This is a genomic window from Streptomyces sp. ICC1 (assembly GCF_003287935.1).
GTDB lineage: Bacteria > Actinomycetota > Actinomycetes > Streptomycetales > Streptomycetaceae > Streptomyces > Streptomyces tritrimontium.
Genome location: NZ_CP030287.1, coordinates 5945649 through 5965929, shown reverse-complemented (window position 1 = coordinate 5965929; position 20281 = coordinate 5945649). Strand labels below are relative to the sequence as shown.

General features: G+C 72.1%; 20 protein-coding genes and 3 pseudogenes. 11 read left to right on the top strand and 12 right to left on the bottom strand.

Annotated features, from left to right (window positions below):
- The first annotated feature begins 7 nt into the window (after positions 1–7).
- The 4 genes and pseudogenes from DRB96_RS28030 to DRB96_RS28015 all read left to right on the top strand — a co-directional run bounded on the left by DRB96_RS28030 (position 8) and on the right by DRB96_RS28015 (position 3899).
- Positions 8–847, top strand: a complete 840-nt coding sequence (locus tag DRB96_RS28030; protein ID WP_112450975.1) for a sugar phosphate isomerase/epimerase — start codon at positions 8–10, stop codon at positions 845–847.
- A gap of 177 nt (positions 848–1024) precedes the next feature.
- Positions 1025–1321: pseudogene (locus DRB96_RS28025) on the top strand (NmrA family transcriptional regulator); the annotation flags it as partial.
- 63 nt (positions 1322–1384) lie between these two features.
- Positions 1385–2269 carry a haloalkane dehalogenase gene (locus tag DRB96_RS28020; protein WP_112450974.1) on the top strand — a complete coding sequence of 295 codons (885 nt, stop codon included), beginning with the start codon at positions 1385–1387 and terminating at the stop codon, positions 2267–2269.
- Positions 2270–2438: 169 nt separating this feature from the next.
- The gene (locus DRB96_RS28015; protein ID WP_112450973.1) at positions 2439–3899 is read left to right on the top strand and encodes an alanine/glycine:cation symporter family protein; all 1461 of its coding nucleotides are present in this window, start codon (positions 2439–2441) and stop codon (positions 3897–3899) included.
- On the opposite strand, the gene DRB96_RS28010 is transcribed toward DRB96_RS28015, so the two are convergent.
- Positions 3896–4270, bottom strand: a complete 375-nt coding sequence (locus DRB96_RS28010) for a protease inhibitor I9 family protein (protein ID WP_162688532.1) — start codon at positions 4268–4270, stop codon at positions 3896–3898. The two genes, DRB96_RS28015 and DRB96_RS28010, sit on opposite strands and share 4 nt — an antisense overlap.
- 219 nt (positions 4271–4489) lie before the next feature.
- Here DRB96_RS28010 and DRB96_RS45040 point away from each other — a divergent pair.
- A pseudogene (locus DRB96_RS45040) lies at positions 4490–4654 on the top strand (IS5/IS1182 family transposase); the annotation flags it as partial.
- Positions 4655–4730: 76 nt separating this feature from the next.
- Here DRB96_RS45040 and DRB96_RS28000 read toward each other — a convergent pair.
- Complete coding sequence (locus tag DRB96_RS28000; RefSeq protein WP_239516075.1) at positions 4731–5957, bottom strand: cytochrome P450; 1227 nt, start codon at positions 5955–5957, stop codon at positions 4731–4733.
- Between the two features lie 362 nt (positions 5958–6319).
- Between DRB96_RS28000 and DRB96_RS27995 the strand changes: the two genes are divergently transcribed.
- On the top strand, positions 6320–6934 hold the full coding sequence (locus DRB96_RS27995; RefSeq protein WP_204357833.1) for a hypothetical protein: 615 nt from the start codon (positions 6320–6322) through the stop codon (positions 6932–6934).
- 249 nt (positions 6935–7183) lie between these two features.
- Positions 7184–7975, top strand: a pseudogene (locus tag DRB96_RS27990) (transposase); the annotation flags it as partial.
- Between the two features lie 52 nt (positions 7976–8027).
- Here the strand turns inward: DRB96_RS27990 and DRB96_RS27985 are convergent.
- Complete coding sequence (locus tag DRB96_RS27985; RefSeq protein ID WP_112450971.1) at positions 8028–8291, bottom strand: DUF397 domain-containing protein; 264 nt, start codon at positions 8289–8291, stop codon at positions 8028–8030.
- Entirely contained in the window at positions 8275–9114 is an 840-nt protein-coding gene (locus DRB96_RS27980) for a helix-turn-helix transcriptional regulator (protein ID WP_112450970.1), read from the bottom strand. Before DRB96_RS27980 ends, DRB96_RS27985 begins: the two co-directional genes overlap by 17 nt.
- 113 nt (positions 9115–9227) lie before the next feature.
- Between DRB96_RS27980 and DRB96_RS27975 the strand changes: the two genes are divergently transcribed.
- Positions 9228–9446 carry a hypothetical protein gene (locus tag DRB96_RS27975; RefSeq protein WP_112450969.1) on the top strand — a complete coding sequence of 73 codons (219 nt, stop codon included), beginning with the start codon at positions 9228–9230 and terminating at the stop codon, positions 9444–9446.
- Positions 9443–10102, top strand: a complete 660-nt coding sequence (locus DRB96_RS45035; protein ID WP_239516076.1) for a hypothetical protein — start codon at positions 9443–9445, stop codon at positions 10100–10102. Before DRB96_RS27975 ends, DRB96_RS45035 begins: the two co-directional genes overlap by 4 nt.
- Before the next feature lie 31 nt (positions 10103–10133).
- Here DRB96_RS45035 and DRB96_RS27965 read toward each other — a convergent pair whose 3' ends face one another.
- The 3 genes from DRB96_RS27965 to DRB96_RS27955 all read right to left on the bottom strand — a co-directional run bounded on the left by DRB96_RS27965 (position 10134) and on the right by DRB96_RS27955 (position 11548).
- Positions 10134–10547 (bottom strand): PIN domain-containing protein, encoded by a 414-nt coding sequence (locus tag DRB96_RS27965; RefSeq protein WP_112450968.1) that lies wholly within the window; start codon positions 10545–10547, stop codon positions 10134–10136.
- Complete coding sequence (locus tag DRB96_RS27960) at positions 10544–10816, bottom strand: CopG family transcriptional regulator (RefSeq protein WP_112450967.1); 273 nt, start codon at positions 10814–10816, stop codon at positions 10544–10546. The genes DRB96_RS27965 and DRB96_RS27960 overlap by 4 nt, the downstream gene beginning before the upstream one ends.
- Before the next feature lie 150 nt (positions 10817–10966).
- Positions 10967–11548, bottom strand: coding sequence for a GNAT family N-acetyltransferase (locus tag DRB96_RS27955; RefSeq protein ID WP_112450966.1), 582 nt, complete (start codon positions 11546–11548; stop codon positions 10967–10969).
- 138 nt (positions 11549–11686) lie between these two features.
- Between DRB96_RS27955 and DRB96_RS27950 the strand changes: the two genes are divergently transcribed.
- Positions 11687–13000, top strand: coding sequence for a lipase family protein (locus DRB96_RS27950; protein ID WP_162688533.1), 1314 nt, complete (start codon positions 11687–11689; stop codon positions 12998–13000).
- Positions 13001–13139: 139 nt separating this feature from the next.
- Here DRB96_RS27950 and DRB96_RS27945 read toward each other — a convergent pair whose 3' ends face one another.
- The 5 genes from DRB96_RS27945 to DRB96_RS27925 form a co-directional block, all read right to left on the bottom strand.
- Positions 13140–14687 carry a PTS transporter subunit EIIC gene (locus DRB96_RS27945; RefSeq protein WP_112450964.1) on the bottom strand — a complete coding sequence of 516 codons (1548 nt, stop codon included), beginning with the start codon at positions 14685–14687 and terminating at the stop codon, positions 13140–13142.
- A 37-nt stretch (positions 14688–14724) separates the two neighbouring features.
- A complete protein-coding gene (gene murQ, locus DRB96_RS27940; RefSeq protein ID WP_112450963.1) occupies positions 14725–15657 on the bottom strand; it encodes an N-acetylmuramic acid 6-phosphate etherase in 933 nt (310 codons plus the stop codon).
- A 37-nt stretch (positions 15658–15694) separates the two neighbouring features.
- A complete protein-coding gene (locus tag DRB96_RS27935) occupies positions 15695–16582 on the bottom strand; it encodes a MurR/RpiR family transcriptional regulator (protein ID WP_112463255.1) in 888 nt (295 codons plus the stop codon).
- A gap of 150 nt (positions 16583–16732) precedes the next feature.
- Complete coding sequence (locus DRB96_RS27930; RefSeq protein WP_112450961.1) at positions 16733–17101, bottom strand: hypothetical protein; 369 nt, start codon at positions 17099–17101, stop codon at positions 16733–16735.
- Between the two features lie 153 nt (positions 17102–17254).
- Positions 17255–18919, bottom strand: a complete 1665-nt coding sequence (locus tag DRB96_RS27925; RefSeq protein ID WP_112450960.1) for a peptidase M23 — start codon at positions 18917–18919, stop codon at positions 17255–17257.
- 248 nt (positions 18920–19167) lie between these two features.
- Here DRB96_RS27925 and DRB96_RS27920 point away from each other — a divergent pair, with 248 nt between their 5' ends.
- Positions 19168–20241, top strand: coding sequence for a BTAD domain-containing putative transcriptional regulator (locus tag DRB96_RS27920; protein ID WP_112450959.1), 1074 nt, complete (start codon positions 19168–19170; stop codon positions 20239–20241).
- Positions 20242–20281: the final 40 nt, after the last annotated feature.

Here is a 20281-nt window from a genome sequence, read left to right as displayed (position 1 = left end):
GCTGACCATGGGAACCGCCGTTACCTGCCCTCTGACGATCAGTTCACTGACCCTGGGGACGGTCCCTTTCCGGGAACGGATCCGGGCGGCGGCAGCCGCGGGCTTCCACACCGTGGGCCTCAGCGTCGAGGCCTACGGGGAAGCCCGCCGGTCCGGACTCGACGACGACGCCATGCGCGCCGTCCTCGACGAGCACGGCATCACCCTCGGCGAGGTGGAGTTCCTCAGCGACTGGGCTCCCCGGGCCGGCGAGGGCGACAGCCCCGCGCCGTCCGCCAAGGAACGCACCGCGTTCCACATCGCCCGCGCCTTCGGGGCGGACCACGTCAACGCCGGCCTCTTCGAGGCGACTCCGCTGGACGTCATCGCCGAGCGGTTCACCGCCCTGTGCGAGCGGGCCGGCGAACTGCGCATCGCCCTCGAGTACATGCCGTTCGGCGCGGTGCCCGACCTGCCCACCGCCTGGGAGCTGGTGCACCGCACCGGGCGCCCCAACGCCGGTCTGGTCCTCGACGTCTGGCACTGGGTGCGCGGCGCGACCGCCCCCGAGGACCTCTCCCCCGTCCCCGCCGCGCGGATCTTCACCGTCCAGCTGTGCGACGTGGGCCCGGACCCCCTCGCGGACATGCGGCAGGAGTCCCTCCACCTGCGCCTGGTCCCGGGCGCCCGGACCGACGCCGCCGAGCGGCTGCTGAGCCTCCTGGAGGAGCACGGCGTCAGGACCCGGGTCTCGGCCGAGGTGATGTCCGACGCCCTCCTCGCCCGGGGCCCCGAGGCCACCGCCAAGGCCGTGTACGAGGCCACCCGCCGGGTCCTGTCCGCACACCCGGCCGTGTGCGCGCACTGACCCGCGCCGCCCCGGCCCGCCGCCCCGGCCCGGCCCCCACCCCCGGCGGCTCGCGGGGGGCCGCCCGCGCGAGGACAGCCCCGACGCGCATGGCCCTGTGTCTGCGGTCTCAGCGGCAGTCGGCCACGCGCCCGCTGTGACAGGCTCGCCGATGGCCCCCGCGATCGCCTCGGCCCGCACGCGGGGGCCACGTACGAGCTGACCGGGCCGGTCCCCGTCTCCCCGCGCGAGCGGGCCGAGGCGATCGCGGGGGCCATCGGCGAGCCGGTGCGGTTCGTGGAGCAGAGCCCCGAGGAGGCCCGGACGCAGATGCTCACCTTCATGCCCGAGCCGGCGGTCGAGGGCACCCTGTCGATCCTGGGCGCGCCCGTCGCCGCCGAACGCGCGGTGAGCCCGGCCGTCGAGCGGATCCTGGGCCGCGCCCCGCGCCCGTTCGCCGCGTGGGCGGACCGAGCGGCCCCGGCCTTCCGCTGACCGGGCCCGTACCCCGTACCTCCGTACCGCCGTACCTCCGTACCCCTCCGAAGGAGCAGCAGCATGCCCGTACAGCCCGTACTCGATTCGACGGTCCACTACCGGGAGGCCGGTGCCGCGGACGGCGTGCCCACCGTCCTCCTGCACGGGAACCCCACCTCCTCCCACCTCTGGCGGGGCGTCATACCCGCCCTGGACGGACCCGGGCCGGGCCGCCGGCTGCTCGCGCCGGACCTGATCGGGATGGGGGACTCGGGCAAACCGGACGTCGACTACACCTTCGACGACCAAGCCCGTTACCTCGACGCCTGGTTCGAGGCCCTCGGCCTCGACGAGGTGGTGCTCGTCGGCCACGACTGGGGCGGCGCGCTCGCCTTCGACTGGGCCGCCCGGCACCCGGGCCGGGTCCGCGGGATCGCCTTCACCGAGACCATCGTCAAGCCGATGGGCTGGGAGGAGTTCCCGGAAGGCGGCCGCGAGTTGTTCCGGGCGCTCAAGACGCCCGGCGTCGGCGAAGCCATGGTCCTCGAACGGAACGCCTTCATCGAGCAGGCCCTGCCCGGTACCGTCGCCCTCCCCCTCGACCCGCGCGACCTCGACGTCTACCGGGCCCCGTACCCGACGCCGGAGAGCCGGCGCCCGCTGCTCCAGTGGGCGCGGTCGATGCCGCTGGGCGGGGAGCCCGCCGAGGTGGTCGCGCGGGTGGCGGCGTACGGCGACTGGCTCGCGAAGAGCCCGGAGGTGCCCAAGCTGCTGCTGACCTTCGCTCCGGGGCCCGGCGCCATGCAGGGGCCGGAGACCGTCGAATGGTGCGCGGCGAACTTCGCCGGCCTGGAGCTCGCCCGGCACGACGACGTGCCCGCCGGGCACCACACCCCCGAGGACCACCCGCTGCTGATCGCGGCGGCGGTGCGGGACTGGGCCGGCCGGCACGGCCTGTGGGCCTGAGCCGGGCGGCGCGGCCCGCGGGGCCGATCCGGGCCGCGGCGACGGGGCGGCGACGGGGCGGAGACGGGGCGGCGACGGGGCGAAGGGCGTGCCATACGGGCCTTCGGTCCCTCGTGAGACGGACGTAGGTCCCTGTCGGCGGGCCTTCCGCCCCGGCGACACTTCGAGGATGGACACCCTGGACTCGATGATCGTCAGCGCCAACGATCACCTCTGGACCTACCTGCTGATCCCGCTGGTGGTCGGTGCCGGCCTGTACTTCACGGTCCGGTCCCGGGGTGTGCAGCTGCGCCTGCTCCCGGAGATGTTCCGGGTGCTGAAGGAGAAGACCCCGCCGCGCGCGGACGGCCGCAAGCAGGTCTCGTCCTTCGGCGCGTTCACCATCTCCGCCGCCGCGCGCGTCGGTACGGGCAACATCGCCGGCGTCGCCACCGCCATCACCCTGGGCGGCGCGGGCGCCGTCTTCTGGATGTGGATGATGGCGCTGATCGGCGCGGCCTCCGCCTTCGTGGAATCGGCGCTCGCCCAGCTCTACAAGGTGCGCGGCTCCACCGGCGCCTACCGGGGCGGTCCGGCGTACTACATGCAGCGCGCGCTCGGCAAACGCTGGCTCGGGGTGCTCTTCGCGGTGACGATCACCGTCACTTTCGGCTTCGTCTTCAACGCGGTGCAGGCCAACACCATCACCGCCGTCGCCACCGGCTCGCTCGCGGACGCGGACGGGGCGGACTGGTTCGGCCCGTCGCTCGGTGTGCTGCTGGCCGCCCTGCTGGGCCTGGCGGTCTTCGGTGGTGTCAAGCGGATCTCCTCCGTCACCACCGTCCTCGTGCCGGTCATGGCGATCGTCTACCTGCTGCTGGGCGCGGCGGTGGTCCTCCTCAACATCACCGAGTTCCCCCGGGTCGTCGCGGACATCGTCGGCGGCGCCTTCGGCTTCCGTGAGCTGGCGGCCGGCGGCATCGGCGCGGCCATCCAGCAGGGCATCAGGCGCGGCATGTTCTCCAACGAGGCGGGCCTTGGCTCGGCGCCGAACGCGGGCGCGGCCGCCGAGGTCTCGCACCCGGTCAAGCAGGGCCTCGTACAGTCCCTGGGCGTCTTCTTCGACACGCTCCTCGTGTGCACGATGACGGCCTTCATCGTGCTGGTCACCAACCCGGAGCTGTCGGGCCGCCAGGGCGCGGACCTGACGCAGACGGCGCTCGCCGACACGCTCGGCGCGTGGGCCGGGCACCTGCTCACCGGCGTGGTCTTCATGCTCGCCTTCAGCAGCATGATCGGGAACTACTACTACGGCGAGACGAACATCCAGTTCATCACCCGCAAGAGGTGGGTCCTGCCGGGGTACCGGGTGCTGGTGCTGTCGGCGGTCGTCCTCGGCTCCCTCGGCTCGGTGTCGATCGTGTGGAACCTGGCGGACGTGTTCATGGGCCTCATGGCCCTGATCAACCTGGCCGCGATCATCCCGCTGTCGGCGATCGCCTTCCGGCTCCTCGACGACTACCTCGCGCAGCGCCGGGCGGGCCTGGAGCCGGTCTTCACGCGCGACCGGATGCCGGACCTGCGCGGGGTCCAGTGCTGGGACCCGGTCCGCACGACCGTCCCGGCGGCGGCCGCGCCGGAACGGGTTTAGCGGGCGGGGCCGAAGGTGGTCACGGGGCCGTCCGCCTCGACCGACTCCACGACCGCCGTCGAGCGCAGGGATTCGACCTGTTCGGGGGAGAGGCGGGCGCTGAAGCCGTTCAGGGCGGTGCGGTAGACGTGGACCGGGGTGATCCCGTAGGCGTCCGCGACGGCGGCCGGGTCGAGGCCGGGGTGCACGGTGACGATGTACGCCGGCCACTCGGCCGGGGCCGCGGGCGCCGTGCGGGCCGCGGGCGCCGTGCGGGCCGCGGGAGCGGGTCCGGTGGTGGTGGCCTGGGCGGCTTGGGCGGTCAGGGCGGTCAGGGCGAGGGCGGCGACGGCGACGGCCGTGGGCAGGGTCCAGCTCGTACGGGTACGCATGACGGCGAGGCCACCACGCATGCCCCGCCCGGTCAACGATCCCCGGCGGCGCGGCGGATTCGGGCTGGGGTGAACCGGGAGTGCGCCCCTCGCCGGGTCCGCGCGGCACCTTCCGTACGGGTGAACCTGCCGGCTCGCACCGCACGGGCGCGAGGCCGGCCGCGCAGGGCTGGAGGGCCGGGAGACCAGCGGACGGAATCCTTTCTTCCGTCGGTAAGTTGGACCGTCGGGAGAACCCTTGGCTGGCTCATGAACCACCGCCGCCTGGCCCGCGACGACGAAGCCCACCCACAGCGCTCTGAAGCCATGATCCACCTTGCGGTGATCAACCTCATGACCCGCAGGCTCACCGCCGAATCCACCCCCGCATGGCGCGGTCTATGAATCGCACTCAACCCGGCAATTTGGGATGAAACAACGGGACGAAACACCCTCTCAGAGGGCCACGCCGCGCGCCTGCTCAGCTGCGGCCGTGCAGCCGTACCGGTATCTCCCGCCAGCCGAGCGCGATGAAGGAGGCCACCTGGCGCAGCTCGTCCGGGTCGGCCGCGAGGCTCATGTCGGGGAAACGCTCGAACAGGGCGGGGAGCACGGTCCGGGCCTCCATCCGCGCCAGCGGGGCGCCGATGCAGCGGTGAACGCCGATCCCGAACGCCATGTGGTCCTCGCCGTCGCGAGCCGCGTCGAACACGTGCGCGTCCGGACCGTGGCGGTCGGGGTCCCACCCGGCGGCGCCGTACGTCGTGATGATGGCGTCGCCGGCCGGGACGGTGACGCCGCCGACCTCCAGATCCTTCACCGCGAATCGCAGCGGCACCGCGGCCAGGGGCGGGTGGACGCGCAGCGTCTCCTCGATCACATCGTCCCAGCTGGCCTCGCCCGCGCGGACCGCGGCGAGTTGCCGGGGGTCACGCAGCAGGGCCACGACGGCGTTGCCGATCAGGTTGACCGTTGTCTCGAATCCCGCGCCGATGACGAGCAACAGTGTTTTGCTTATCTCATCGCCGGTGGGGCCGTCCCCTGCTTCCACGGCCCGGATCAGGTCACTCGTCAGGTCCTCGCCCGGGTGTTCCCGCCGGTAGGCGATCAGGGCGGTCGAAACCTCGAGGACCTGCTGCTGGATGAACTCGCCATGTTCCGGTGTCTCCGGCGTGCCCACGACGGCGTTCATGAGGCGGCGGACCGCGTCCAGCAACTCGTCCGGAACGCCCACCAATTCGCAGATCACCTGCAGTGGCAGCGGATACGCGAGCCCCTCGATCAGGTCCACTACTTCCTCCTCGCGGGCCGCGAGCCGATCGAGCAGCGCGCCGGAGATCGCTTCGACCTGGGAGCGCAGCGCCTCGGTGCGCCGGTTGGTGAAGCTAGGGGCGACCAGGCTGCGCAGCCGTGCGCGTTGGGTGCCGTAGGTGGCGAGCATGGAGTCGACCGCGGACCACGTGTATATCCAGCCCCAGGCGGGGTTGTCCGGGAACTTGGGCCAGAGGTTCCAGTGGAGTCGGGCGTCCCTGCTGACGTTCGGGTCGAGGATCAGCTCCTTGAGAATGTCGTGTCCCGTGGGGGCCCACGCGGGGAGACCACCGGGCAGTTCCACGGGGACGATGGGGCCCATGGCCCGAAGCCGAGCGGCCTCGCCGGGAATGCCGGCGCCGAACGGGTCGATGACGATGCGATCACTCGTTGTCACGGGCTCTCCAGAAGGTTCGCGGGGACGCCGGCCCGGAGCGGACGCGCTCCGGGCCGGCGCCCGTCGCGGGACAGAGGGCAGGATCGGAGCGTGACACGGGAGATGTGCGGCCGGCTGCGTTGGACTCGCCGTTCAGTACATATCGACGGCGTTCGGTACGACACGGGGAACGGTGCCTCTCTGCCCGAAACGCCGTCAATTCACTGCTCGTTCGTGCATCGCCACTCACACGTGACCGGACGCCGTACGGGACGCAGTCCGGCCTCCCGGCCACCGGGCCGTGGCTGGGGCCCGTTCTAGGGGACAACTCAGGGGGCGGTACCGGATGTGGCTCGGGGTGCCGCGCCCGTAGCTTCTTGCGTATGACCACACCTCGAACCGCCTTCATCGCAGCCCCCGTTCTGATGGGGGCCTACGGAGTCATCCGCATCCTCGACGGGCTCGACGGCAGCCGTGGTCCGGGCTTCGCGTGGAGCCTCGGCCACCTGTGCTTCCTCGGCGCGCTGGTCTTCTTCGTCCAGGGCTTCGTGGCGATGCGGGTGATGGCCGGGCGCAACCGGCTGTCCACCGTGGGGGTGTGGGCCGGCACGGCGGGAGCGATAGCCGTCGGCGTGCAGTTCGCGATCGACCTGGTGGTCGGCTTCCTGTCGGCGGACCGGGGTGCGATGGAGGTGCTGTTCACCCGGGTCCAGGACATACCCGGCGTGCTCCCGGCGTTCTACGACTTCGGCCCCCTGCTCTTCTTCGTGGGCCAGCTGATCCTGGTCTCCCAGCTCGCCAAGCGCCGCGTCCTGAAGCCGTGGGCCCCGGTCCTGGTGCTCATCGACACCACCCTGCCCTTTGCCGACAAGGACCTCATACCGCTCGGAGCCGTCCTCCTCCTGGTCTCCTTCGCCCCGCTGTACCGCGACCGCCCGGCGGCCGCCGAGCCCTCGGCCGGCCCGAAGGCTCCGGCCCAGGGTCTGGTGGAGGCGTAGCCCGGAGGGCGGGGCGGCGCTGCGGCGTCGGGCGGCGACAGGGGGACGACAGGGAAACGTTAGAGGCGGTTGACAGGGTCGGTGCCATGCCCCGGTGCCGTGCCCGTTCCTCGTGCGCGCGCTCGTGGCAGCCCACTTGTCGAGTGCGAGGAGACACCGCATGCCCGTCCACCTTCCGAACCGCTTCACGCCCTCCGCCCCTTCCCGGAGGTCGGTGCTGACGGCGGCGGGTCTGGTCGCCGCCGGCGCGGCGCTCGGCTGGTCAAGGACGCGCTCGGCTGGCACATCGCCTTCCGCGTCCAGACCCTGGAGGCCAAGCCCGAGCCGCACCAGGGGCCGGAAGCCGGAATTGACGTGGGCGTCACCGTGCCCATCGCCCTCTCAAACGGGCAGACCTACGAGCACGGCGAGTGGCTGACCGGCAAGGAGAAGGCCACGCTCCTGCGCCTGGAGCTGCGCGCCTCGCAGCGTAAGCAGCACCGCAAGCCCGGCGAGCGCACCAGCCGCCGGCTGCACCACACCTACGACCAGATCGCAGGACTCCGCGCGAAAGCCAAGAGCAGGGCCCTGGACTGGCAGCACCAGACGACCACCACCATCGCCCGCACCTACGGCACCGTCGTGGTCGAAGCACTCACCATCACGAACATGGTCAAGTCCGCCAAGGGCACAGTGGACCAGCCGGGCAGGAACGTCGCCCAGAAGTCCGGGCTGAACCGCGCCATCCACGGGGAGGCATGGGGCCGGACGGTCACCATGCTGACGTACAAGACCGCCCGGCACGGCGGCACCCTGTACAAGGTCCCCGCCCCCGGTACCTCCCAACGCTGCTCGGCATGCGGCTTCACCACGCCGGGCAGTCGGGAGTCCCAGGCCGTGTTCGTGTGCAAGAACCCGGACTGCGGGTGGTCGGGCAACGCCGACCACAACGCGGCCCGCAACGTCTTGCACCTGTACCGGATGGGCCTCGCGCTCATCCCGGCTGCCGGGAGGGCAGTCGTCAGGCGCGCGAAGCGCGTCAAGCCCGCTGCCGCGAGGTAAGCAGGAATCTCCCGGCTTCAGCCGGGAGAGCACTTCAAAAGCCCGGAAAGCTCTAGGCCGGACCGAGGGCGGCGACGAAGGCGGACCAGGCGGGGGCGCCGAAGGTGAGGTGCGGGCCGTCGGGGACCTTGGAGTCCCGGACGGGGACGATGTCGGGGTGGCCGTCGGATACCTCTAGGCAGTTGCCGCCGTCGCCGGCGCTGTACGTGGACTTGCGCCAGGTGGCCATCTCCAGGCAGTTGCCGCCACTGGCGTCGCTGTAGCTCGACTTGTGCCAGGTGGCCGCCGACAGGTCGTACTTAGGCGTGCTGGTCATGTGCGTAATCCTCCGCCACCGACTCGATCAAGGCCAGCGACTTGCGCGGTGAGAGCGCGTTGGCCGTGAGGAGATCGTAGGTCAGTGTGTGGTGGGCGACCGTGGCTGGATCGTCGAACAAGAGCCCTGTTCCCATGCCTTCGACGTAGGAAAGCGGTGGAGCGTCGTCGAAGGACATCAACTTGATGGCACCTCCCATGGCCGCATGCATGCCTGCGCTGAACGGCAGCACTTGAACGATGATGCGGCGGGACCGGATCAGGCTTGCGATGTGCCGCAGGGCACCTGCGAGGACTGCCGGATTGTCCCCAACGCGGCGGAGCACCGTTTCGTCGAGTACACACCACAACAGTGGTGTTGTTGGATCGCTGAGCAGGGCCGCCCTTGCCAGCCGGTTTGCTACGAGCTCGTTGATCGCCTCCTCCACTGCGGTCGGATGCCCAGCGAGGAAGACCTCCCGTGCGTATGCCTCGGTCTGAAGCAGTCCGGGGATTAGCTGGGGCGCGTACTCCCGGATCGCCTTCGCCAGGGCCTCCGCTTCCGCCGCCTCCGTGAAGTGGTCGGGGTATTTGGACTTCGTCACGGCCTGGCAATTGCGGGTGAAGAACCCGTCGGTGCCGAGTATTTTGTCGATCGCGCGGGCGAGGTCCGGCGTCATCCGACGGGTACCCGCTTCGAGCTGGCCGATGAAGGAGCCGCTGACGAAGAGGGGCTCGCCGAGTTTCTCCTGGCTGAGGCCGGCCTTCTTGCGGGCGACGCGCAGTTCGGCGCCGAGCATGGTGCGGGGTGAGGAGAACGACTCGACGTCTCCGGATTCGGGCATGGCAACTCCCCTTCCAACAGTCGTGGTTGTTGGACCTTGGCTCTTGAAGGCTAGCCAGCCCGTCGCCACTCTGAGTGCTGAACTCGATTACTCAGAGCGAAAGGTGACATGTCATGGTGCTCACGCCCAAGGAGCGGATGCAGGCGGCCGAGGAGGCCGTGGGGCAGCTGAAGGCGGCGCTGACGGATGTCGGGGTGGTGTTCCCGTCGCTCGGGGTGGACGGGGTGTCGGCCGCCGGGTCGTACGGGCTGCCGCTGGTCGACCTGGGGCGCTGCAACCTGGACACCGCGCTCCGGCTGGCCGCCGTACTCCACGAGCGGGCGCACCCGTGAGTGACCCGGCGCTGGAGTGGGGCTTCGAACTGGGCTGGCGGATGCACGCGTTGGAGTCGGTGCTTGTCGGTGGTGGGTGGAAGCGTGGAGGCATGGGGCTGACCGTGCGGGTGCAGTGTGACGACGGGGACGGCGGGCTGTGGACCGCTGTCGGGGACGACGGGGAGCGGCGGGAGGTGCGGACGGCCGAGTCGGCGGACGAGGCGACCGCGCTCGTACAGGAGGCGTTCGGCATGACGGCCTGGCGGCCCCAGCCGCCCCCGCCGCCGGGGTGGCAGCGCTTCACGCTGATCCACTGTCCGGTGGGGGTGGGGCCGGGGTGCGACGACGCGCGCTACGACGGGCTGAAGGCGCAGCCGCCGCAGGGCTGCGTGCCCGGGGAGATCGGCGGGTACTTCGGGCTGCGCTGCGAGCGGCCGGGGGCGCGGCTGCTGGACGCCGTCGCCGACACGTGTGCGGAGGTCCGGGCCGGGCACGGGCTGCTGATGACGGATCTCGGCATCGAGAAGCTGTGGGAGTGGTCGTCGGACGGTCCGGACGGCTGGGGCGCGGAGATCGTGGGCCAGCTGCTGCTGATGGCCGCCGAGCGGGGCCCGGAGCTCGGCTACAGCGTGGACGACATGGCCCGCTTCCTGCGGACCGCTGCTGGAGCGTGAGGCGACGGGCCCTGCCGGGCGGGGTGCCGGGTCAGACCTTCACGGCGGCGAGGCGGTTGCCGCAGAGGGCGGTGAGGTCCTCCGGGTCGGAGGTCAGGACGGTGACGGGGCCGGGCGCCGCGAGCGCGGTGGCGGCGAGCACCGCGTCGATGGCGTACTTGTGCCCGTGCAGGCCGGCCTCGCGGAGCAGGGCCGTTGCGGCGAGGGCGATCTCCTCGGTGACCGGCTCGACCACCACTCGGGACAGTGCCCACCTGAGGGCGGGCATGTTGATCTGCGGGTGCACCACCTCGACGAGGGTGAGCGTGCTGGTGATGACCCGAACGTCCCGCGCGAAGGCCGCTGCCAGCCACGCGACGGTTTCACGGTCCCGGGAGACGTACTTGGCGAGTCCCTCGCTGTCGAGGACCAGGGTGCCGGCCGGGGTGGCCTTCTGAGGGGTCATGCGGCGTCCCGCCCGCTCTTGGCGTCGGCCGGCGCCTCTGCTCGTACGCGCAGCAGGAAGTCGGCCTTCTCCCTGATCTCCTCTGCGGTGATCGGGCCGATTTCGGCCTCGGCGGCGGCGATGAGCTCCGCCAGGTTGTCCCGTTCGATCTGGCGGGCCACGGCGGCGGTGACGTAGGCGGAGAGGCCGGAAGGGCCGCCGAGGGCGCGAGCGGCCTCGGCGATGTCGCGGGGCATCGAGATGGAGTACTTCTGGGTGGCATCGCTCATGCCACCCATGCTACTTCCGATGCCACCGCCGTGTTCGGCGTGTGGGGCGTAGAGGTACATGCGCATAGGTCTATGGCATATGCGAGGCGTGATGACCGGCTTTGTGTGCCGATTCGCCCGATCGTGTGCGCTCGCGGGCTGCCCTGGGTCTCAGTCCGTGCGCAGTCGCGCGTGGAGGTGTTCGTCGTGCCAGCCGTCCGCGTGGAGGACCGCGCCGCGCAGGGTGCCTTCCAGGGGGTAGCCGGCCTTCGTCGCGACGCGGCAGGACGCCGGGTTGGCCACCGAGTGGGTGATGCGCAGGCGGTGCAGGCCGAGGTCCTCGAAGGCCCAGCGGGTCACGGCCAACACGCCCTCGGCGGTGGCTCCGGCGCCGCGTCCCGCGGGCAGGAGCCAGTACATGATCTCGCCGCTGCCGCCGCGCAGGTCGATGTCGGCGATGCCGATCACGCCGACGGCCACGCCCCCTCCGGCGGGGGCCACGGCCCAGACCGCCGCCCGTTCGGTCCGCCAGCGCTCGCGCCAGCGGGCGATGCGGGTGACGGCCCGGTCCTCGGTGAGGGGGTCGGGGCGGTTCCAGTGGCGGATGTCCGGATCGGCGTACGCGGCCACGAGCGCGGGGGCGTCGTACGCCTCCCAGGGGCGCAGCCGCATCCCGCAGGGCAGGGCGTACGACGGCTGCGGGAGTGCGGCCATCCGGCCTGACGGGACGACGGCCGGTATCGAGTCGGTCATCGGCCCATGATGCCGTTTGGTCGGCCTGACGGTTCCCCGGATTCCCTGCGACACAGAGGACGCAAATCGTTACAGTCAGCGACAAACCGCATCTTTCTCCCTACTCTCTCGTCCGGCACCGAGTGAATGGACGAAATGATGAGACGACGGCTTTCGGCGATCGCCGCGGCCGGTCTGGCCGCGATCCTCGCGCTGGGCTGCGGCACGACCGCCACTGCGACGACGAACCCGGACGGCGGCAAGGGTGGCAAGGGCCTGTGCGCCCCGGGCGTACCGATCGGCCCGGAGGGCGAGAAGTTCTACGACCCGCCGTCGCCGCTGCCCGAGGGTGAGCACGGTGACCTGATCTGGGCCCGCCGCGTCGACGCCCCGAACGGTGCCCGCGCCTGCCGGATCCTCTACCTCTCGACGCTGCAGAGCGGTACCCCCGTCGCCGTCTCGGGCATCGTGGCCTGGCCCGACGCCCCCGCGCCGCGCCACGGCCGCAACGTCGTGGCCTGGGCCCACGGGACCGTGGGCGGGCCGCGCCAGTGCGCGCCCTCCGCCGTGCCGAACCCGGCCACCGACCTGGTGGGCTATTACACCTACGACAGCCCGTGGGGCATCGATGTCGGCGTGCCGGCGCTGACGCAGTTCCTCGACTCCGGTGACGTGGTGGTCGGCACGGACTACCAGGGTCTGGGGACCCCGGGCGTGCACCAGTACACGGTCGCCGTCACGGAGACGAACAACGTCCTGGACTCGGTGCGTGCGGCCCGCCAGATCACCGACACCCACGCGAACCGCAAGGCGGCCGTGCTCGGCTGGTCGCAGGGCGGCGGCGCGGCCGCCTTCATCGCCCAGAACTACAAGGCGTACACCCCGGAGACCAACCTGGTCGGCATCGCGGCGCTCGCGCCCGCCGCCAACCTGGGGCCGGACTTCCGCGGCCTGGTGCTGCCCGGACCGACGTCCCCCACCTCGCCCTCCCACAACGCGGCGCTGCGCGTCAACGTCTACCGGGGCTTCCTCGCGGCCTACCCCGGGCTGAGGGCCGAGGACGTGCTGAAGCCGGCCGGCCTGGAGGCGCTGCGCGGTGACGGGGTGATGTGCATCGAGCACCTCGCCGACGTGATCCAGAACAACGTGGGCAACGTCGGGCAGCTCGACACGCTGTTCCAGCCGCTGTCGGTGGTGCCGGAGGTCTGGCACCAGCGCTTCCGCGAGAACACCGCGGGCCTGGTCACCTCGGTGGCGCCGATCCTGGTGATGCAGGGCACGGCGGACACGGTCATCAACCCGAACTCCACCGACGAGTACGTGAAGCGGGCCTGCCGCTTCAACAAGCCGGTGCAGTACACGAAGTACCAGGGGGCGACGCACCAGACGATCCCCAACGTGGCCGAGCCGCAGTACCTGAGCTGGATCGCGGACCGCTTCGCGGGCCGTCCCGCTCCGTCCAACTGCGCCTGACACGAGGCGGCGTACGCACGAGGCGGCGTACGCACCAAGTGACGTAGACGCGAAGTGACGTGGACGCGAAGTGACGTGGACAGGAAAGGCTCCCGGCCGGTGGACCACACCGGCCGGGAGCCTTCTCGCATGTCAGGGGTCAGCTGCCCACGGGGACCGGCGCCGAGCCCGCGGGCTCGCTCACCGGCGCCGGGGAGGCGGGCTCGGCGGCGGCTTGTGCGCCGCCGTCCGGGTCGGTGTTGAACTCGGCGAGCATCTGTCGGGTGAAGCCGAAGAAGAACGTGGCGGCGAAGCCGACGAGGTAGCCGACGGCCAGGCCGCCCGCGTAGATCGCGATGGTCATCCCCATGCCCGACCTGCCGTCCAGCAGCGGGAACAGCGCCCAGCCGGAGGGGCCGATGGCGGTGGAGCCGAAGGCGGTGCCCAGCTGGTTGAAGAGGCCGACGAAGGCCCCGCCCGCCGCGCCGCCGATGCAGGCGGTGATGAAGGGGCGGCCCAGGGGGAGGGAGACGCCGTAGATCAGCGGTTCGCCGACGCCCAGGAAGCCGGCCGGGAGGGCGGACTTGATGGTGGCGCGGAGCGAGCGGTTGCGCGGGAGCTTGTAGTAGACGGCGATGGCGGCGCCGACCTGGCCCGCGCCTGCCATGGCGAGGATGGGGAGCAGGACGGTGTAGCCGGTCTGCTCGATCAGGGTGGTGTGGATGGGGATCAGGGCCTGGTGCAGGCCCAGCATGACCAGCGGGAGGAAGAGGCCGCCGAGGACCAGGCCCGCGAAGGCGCCGCCGGTGGCGAGCAGCCAGGTGGCGAACGTACCGATGGCGGAGGAGACCTCGCCGGCGACGAACATCAGGCCGAAGATGGTGACCAGGCCGGAGATCAGGACGGTGAGGGTGGGGGTGACGAGGACGTCCAGCGCCTCGGGGACCCACTTGCGGCACCACTTCTCCACCTGGACGGCGAGGAGCGCGGCCGCCAGGGCGCCGAGGACGCCGCCCTGGCCGGGGGAGAGCTGCTGGCCGAACGCGTCGATCTTCGCGACGCCCGGGAAGACGATGATCGCGGCGACGGCGCCGCCGAGGATCGCGGTGCCGCCGAACTCCTTGGCCGTGTTGTAGCCGACGAAGACGGCGATCAGGGACATGAATCCGGTGGCCATCGCGGCGAGCGCCGGGACGACCGCGGGCAGCCAGCCCATGTTCGTGATGAAGCCGTTGAGGCCGGCGATGATGCCGCAGCCGATGAGGGCCGGGATCAGCGGGACGAAGATGTTCGCGATGCGGCGCAGGAACAGCTTGAACGGGGTGGAGTTCTTCGCCTTCTGCGCGTTCTTGATGGCCGCGCCCTGGGCGGCGAGCTCGTCGGCGCCGTGGCCGGCGGAGCCCGAGGGGGCCGGGGCGGCGGTCGGGGCCGCGGTCGGGGCCGCCGAGCGGCCTTCCGCGACGAGGGCCTCGAACTCGGGGGTGACGCGGGCGACGGTGCCCGGTCCCAGCACGATCTGGTAGGTGTCGTCCTCGACGACGCCCATCACGGCGGGGAGGGCCTTGAGGGCCTCGTCCTGGACCAGGGAGCGGTCGCGCAGGGTGATGCGCAGACGGGTCATGCAGTGCGCGATGGAGACGATGTTGTCCGGGCCGCCGACCAGAGGAAGGATCGCGGCGGCTGTGGCGCGGTTCTTGTCAGTGGACATCTTGGTGTTCGCCTTGCTGCTGGGGGTCAGCTGGGGGTCAGCGGAGGGTCTGGGTGCGGGCGAGGGCGGCCCGGAGGTGGCCCTTGGAGGCGGTGAGCAGTTCGGCGGCCGTGGGGCCGTCGACTCCGCCGAGGACGACGAGGATGGCCTGCTTGACCTCGCCGTCGCAGGCGGCGAGCGCGGCCTCGATCTCCTCGTCGGGGGCTCCGGTCGCGAGCGAGACGATGCGGCGGGCGCGGGCGCGCAGCTTCTCGTTGGAGGAGCGCATGTCGACCATCAGGTTCCCGTAGGTCTTGCCGAGCCGGATCATCGTGACGGTCGAGATGAGGTTGAGGACGAGCTTCTGCGCGGTGCCCGCCTTCAGGCGGGTGGACCCGGTGAGGAGTTCGGGTCCGACGACGACCTCGATGCCGAGGTCGGCGGCCGCGGCGAGCGCGGAGCCCGCGTTGCAGGACAGGCCGACGGTGAGCGCGCCGCGGCCGCGGCCGAACTCGACGGCGCCGATCGCGTACGGGGTGCGGCCGGAGGCGGAGATCCCGATGACGGTGTCGTCGGCGGTCAGGGCCAGCGCGGCCAGGTCCTCGGCGGCCAGTTCCTTGGAGTCCTCGGCGCCCTCGACGGCCTTGACCATGGCGGAGGGGCCGCCCGCGATCAGGCCGACGACCTCGGAGGGGTCGGTGTTGAAGGTGGGCGGGCACTCGCTGGCGTCCAGTACGCCCATCCGGCCGGCGGTGCCGGCTCCCGCGTAGATCAGGCGCCCGCCGCGGGCCATCCGCTCGGAGATCCCGTCGACGGCGGACGCGATCGTCTCCAGCTCGCCGGCGACGGCGGCCGGGACGGTGGCGTCCTCGGCGTTCATGAGACGGGCGATCTCGAGGGTGGACAGCCGGTCGATCTCGGCCAGCTCGGGGCGGAAGGCCTCGGTGGTCAAGGTGGCGAGCTGGGCACGGAGTTCGCTGTACGCGGTCATGAGGGGGCTCCTGAACTACTACGGCTGCTGCTGGCTGCTAGCGGGTGGTGCTGTTGCGCTTGGCGGTGGGGACGGGGGTGTGGTGGCGGGGTGCGAGCGCCTCGTACGAGGCCGCCAGCGCGGGCGCGGCGGTCGCGTAGGTCTGCTGGGCGACGCCGACGAAGAGGCAGTCGACGACGAGGAGCTGGCTGGTGCGGCTGGACATGGCGGCCGGGCGCAGCTGGGTCTCGCGGGCCGCGGAGGTGGCCAGGACGAGGTCGGCGTAGTGGACGACGGGGGAGTTCGCGCGGGCCGTGAGCGCCAGGGTGGTGGCGCCGTGCTCGAAGGCGATCCGCAGGGGGTCGATGACGTCGCCGGTGCCGCCGGAGTGGGTGATGGCGACGGCCACGTCGCCGGGGCGGAGCAGGACGGAGTGGGTGACGGCCAGGTGCGGGTCGTTGTGCGCGTGGGCGATGAGGCCGATGCGCGACAGCTTCTGCGCGAGGTCCTGGGCGACGAGGCCGGAGGCTCCGACGCCGTAGATCTCGATGCGGCGGGCGCCCGCGAGGGCGGTCACGGCCGCGCCGAGGGCGGCGACGTCGAGGCCGGCGGCGGTGTCGGCGAGGGTCTGGGCCTCCTCGTGGGCGAGCTTGGCGACCACGTTCGCGAGGGAGTCGTCGACGGCTATGTCCACGGTGACGGCGGGGGCCGCGCCGGACTCCTGCTGCGCGGCGAGCGCGGCGAGCGCGAGGCGCAGGTCGCGGTAGCCGGGGTAGCCGAGGAGGCGGGCGGTGCGGACGACGGTGGCCTCGCTGGTGCCGGTGCGGGCGGCGAGGTCGCTGACGGTGAGCGCGGCGCACCCGGCGGGGTCGGCGGCGACGGCCTCGGCGACGGCCTGCATGGAGCGGGTCATCGAAGGGCCGAGGCTGCGGACGCGGGCCCGCAGGGCGGCGGGGGGGCGGGGCCTCGTAGCCCCTCCTGCTCGGTCAGCCCGCGAACCCGGACCGGTTGCGCCATCCCGCCTCCCCACGCTGATTGGAGAACTCCTTTCCAACCAGCACCACGAGCAACCCGGCGAACCTTCCCGGTCACAGCACTAGGCGGACCTGCGGCGCAGAACGCGGCGGACCCCGTAGACGACCACGATCAGGACGATGACGACGACCGCGATGATCACGATCTTCTTGAGGAGCCCGCCGCTCCTCTTGCTCTTCTTCGACTTCTTCTTCTTGCCTTCGGCGACGACCTGGACCGGGGAGGACGCCGACGTACCGAGGGCGGCCGTCGATCCGGTGCCCCCGGCGGGCAGCGCGCCCGGCGCGAGCGCCGCCGTCGCGGCCGGCGCCTGGCGGACGGCCGGCACGGCCGCTGCCGCGGCGGTCGCCGCGGGGCCCAGCAGCAGCCCGGCGACCACGAGGAGCGGCAAGAGCGCCGAAGTCGCCGACGGTACCGGGAACCTCTTCACAACACGGTCCTTCTTCACTGTTTCCCCTGTCCTGCGATGTCCCGACCGAATCCGGTGGAGTCCGGCCGGCGGGGGCCTCAGAGCATCGTCGGCGACTTCGCCCGCCCCGGCAAGGAGAGTGCCGCGGGCCCGACAGGATTCGAAAGAGGCGGCCTAGTTCACCGCGGGGCCGCCGTCGTTGAGCCAGGCCCAGTCCGACCACGTGGCGAAGCCGGTCTGCCACTTGTGGTAAACGCCGGCGTGGCTGGTGGCGAACACCTCGATGCGGCCGTCGGCGTTGTTGCCCGCGGCGATCTCGGTGCCGCCGCCACCGAAGGTCGCCCACTCGGAGAACGCCGCGTTCGGGCGGGTCTGCCAGGCGTGGCCCGCCGCGTTGGCGTTGATCGCGTACACCTCGACCCGGCCGTCGGCCGACCGCGAGACCGTCAGTTCGGCGTTGGAGATCCCGCCCATGCCGGCCCAGTCCGACCATGAGCCGGGGCCGGTCTGCCAGCGGTGGAACACGCCGTTGGCGTTGGACGCGAACACCTCGAGCCTGCCGTCCTGGTTGTAGCCGGCGGCCAGGTCGTGACCGCCGCCGCCGAAGTTCTCCCAGGCGGACCAGCCGCCGTTGACCCCGGTCTGGTAGAGGTGCTCGAAGGTCGAGTCCGACAGCGCGAAGACCTCGAGACGCCCGTCGGGCGCGGTCTCCACGGCGAGCCGCGAGTTCGCCGGTCCGCCGCCGACGCCCTCCCAGTTGGCCCAGCCGCCGCTGGGCGCGGTCTGCCAGCGGTGGAACACCCCGGTGGCGTTGGAGGCGAACACCTCGATGCGGCCGTCGGCGTTGTTGCCCGCGGCCAGTCGGTACCCGCCGCCGCCGAAGTTCCCCCAGGCCGACCAGCTCCCGCCGGGTGCGGTCTGCCACATGTGGTCGAAGGTGCTGTCCGACAGGGCGAACACCTCCAGCCGGCCGTCCGCGTTCGCCGCCACGGCCAACTGCGCGTTGCGCGGCCCCCCTTCGAACCGCCACTGCGACCAGCCGCCGTTCACCGCGGTCTGCCACGCGTGGTAGACGCCGTCGGCGCCGGCGGCGAAGGCCTCGAGCCGGCCGTCCGCGGACCGCCCGGTCGTCACCCGGCCCGAGGCGTACGGGTGCTTGGGGCCCGTGGCGCCCGTGCCGGACCACAGCGCGTTGGCGATGAGCATCGCGTCGTCCGCCTCGACGGCGTACAGGCCGCGCAGGTCCTCCCTCGGCCGCTGAACGTTCCAGCACACCTCGCCGATCGCCTCGTTGTTCCACGAGCCGCCGGGATACATCCGTTCCACCTCGTCGAAGAAGGCGTTGGTGGCGTAGGCCGGGTTCAGCCGCTCCTCCCGGCTGCCCCACCAGTCCTGCTGCTGGAACAGCCCGAGGCTGGTGTAGTCGACGGCCTGGGCGTAGTTGTTGAGGCTGGACTCCACGATGACCGTGGCGATGGCGATGGTCGCGGCCCGCTGGTTGAGCCCCCGGTCCTTCACCGCCTGGGTCACCATCCGGGCGCAGGACACCTTGTAGGCGTTCATGTAGCCGGCCATCTTCGCCTGCAACTGCGGGTTGAGCTGGTCGGCCAGGATGCCGTCGGTGGCCGACGGGCCGGCCGGATCGCACGGCACGGTCGGAATGGCGAAGCCCTGCGGGCCGCTGAAGTACCGGGCGACGCCGGAGCGGTCGCCGCCCGGGCCCGGAACGGGTGCGGGTGCGGCGGAGGCGGCCGAGGCCGTCATTCCGACGACCAGAGCCCATGTGCCGGCCGACAAGGCCAGTCTGGTGAACATGCGGCGTAAACCGGATATCGCCATCGTGTTCCCTTCTGTCGTGAAGTGGCGTGCGCACGATCCGCTCGGTGTCCGGCCGCCGTTCGCGGCGGCTGACCTGCGCGGGACGAATCGGGGCACCGGCCGGAGGAGTCCGGGCACACAGAGTTCACCGGGCACCGTCGCCCGTGTCACTCCGGATCGTTCCGGATGCCTTGCCCGGCGCTCCCGGCACTACCTTGTCCACCGCATCGGCCGGACCGGCCGAGCAGCCTGGAGCCCGGGGAGCAGTGATGACGACGACCGCCACCACCCGCCGGCCAACCGCCGCCGCCCTCGTGCAGGGGGAGCGCAAGGTGCTCCACGCGATCGGCTGCGGCCTGCGGGACGACGAGATCGCGGCCGCCCTCGCCATGCCCGAGGAGGCCGTCGCCGGACACCTCGCGCGGATCCTCGTGAAGCTCGGGCTGCGCGACCGGGCCGCGGCCATCGTCCACGCCTTCGACTGCGGCCTCGTGGTCCCCGGCAGCGGCCCCCGTACGAGGGCGGCGGACCCGGCGCCGCGGACCGCCGCCGGCCGGGCGTCCGGACCGAAGGTGGAGATCTCCCTGCTCGGACCGGTGCGGGCACGGCAGGACGGGCGGCCCCTGAAGCTGGGGCACCTGCGCCAGCAGGCCGTACTGGCGGCGCTGGCGCTGTGCGCGGGACGGACGGCCAGCCGGCAGGAACTGCTCGACGGGGTATGGGGGACGGAGCCGCCCGTCACGAACGTGGTGCCGGTGTACGTCTACCGGCTGCGCAAGTCCCTGCACGCCGGGGACGGCCGCCCGGACCCGGTGATCGAGCACGACCGCTGCGGCTACCGGCTGGTCTCCGGCGCGGTCGACGTGGACGTGGCGCGCATGGAGCGACTGGCCGCCCGCGCGGAGGCCGCCGACCGGGCGGATGAGCCGGAGGAGGTGGTCCGTCTGTGCTCCCGGGCGCTGGACCTCTTTCGCGGGGAGCCCTTGGCCGGACTGCCCGGGCCCCTCGCCGAGCTGGAGCGGCTGCGGCTCACCGAGCTCAGGATCACCGTCGCGCAGCGGATGTCGCAGGGGCAGCTGCGGCTGGGCCGGCACTCCGAGGCGGTCACCGGGCTGTTCGCCCTGTCCGCGGCCCACCCCCTGCACGAGCCGGTGGCGGCGATGCTGATGCGCGCGCTGTACCGCGGCGGCCGGCAGGCCGACGCGCTGACCGTGTTCGAGCGCGCCCGCCGCCGTCTGGACGACGACCTCGGCGTCTCTCCCGGCCGCCTGCTGCGGCGGACCCGGCAGATGGTCCTGCTCGGGGACGATGCCGGACTCGAACCGGCCCGCGACGCACGGTGACCGGGCCGGTGCCGGGTTACGGCCCGGCCCGGCCCGGTCA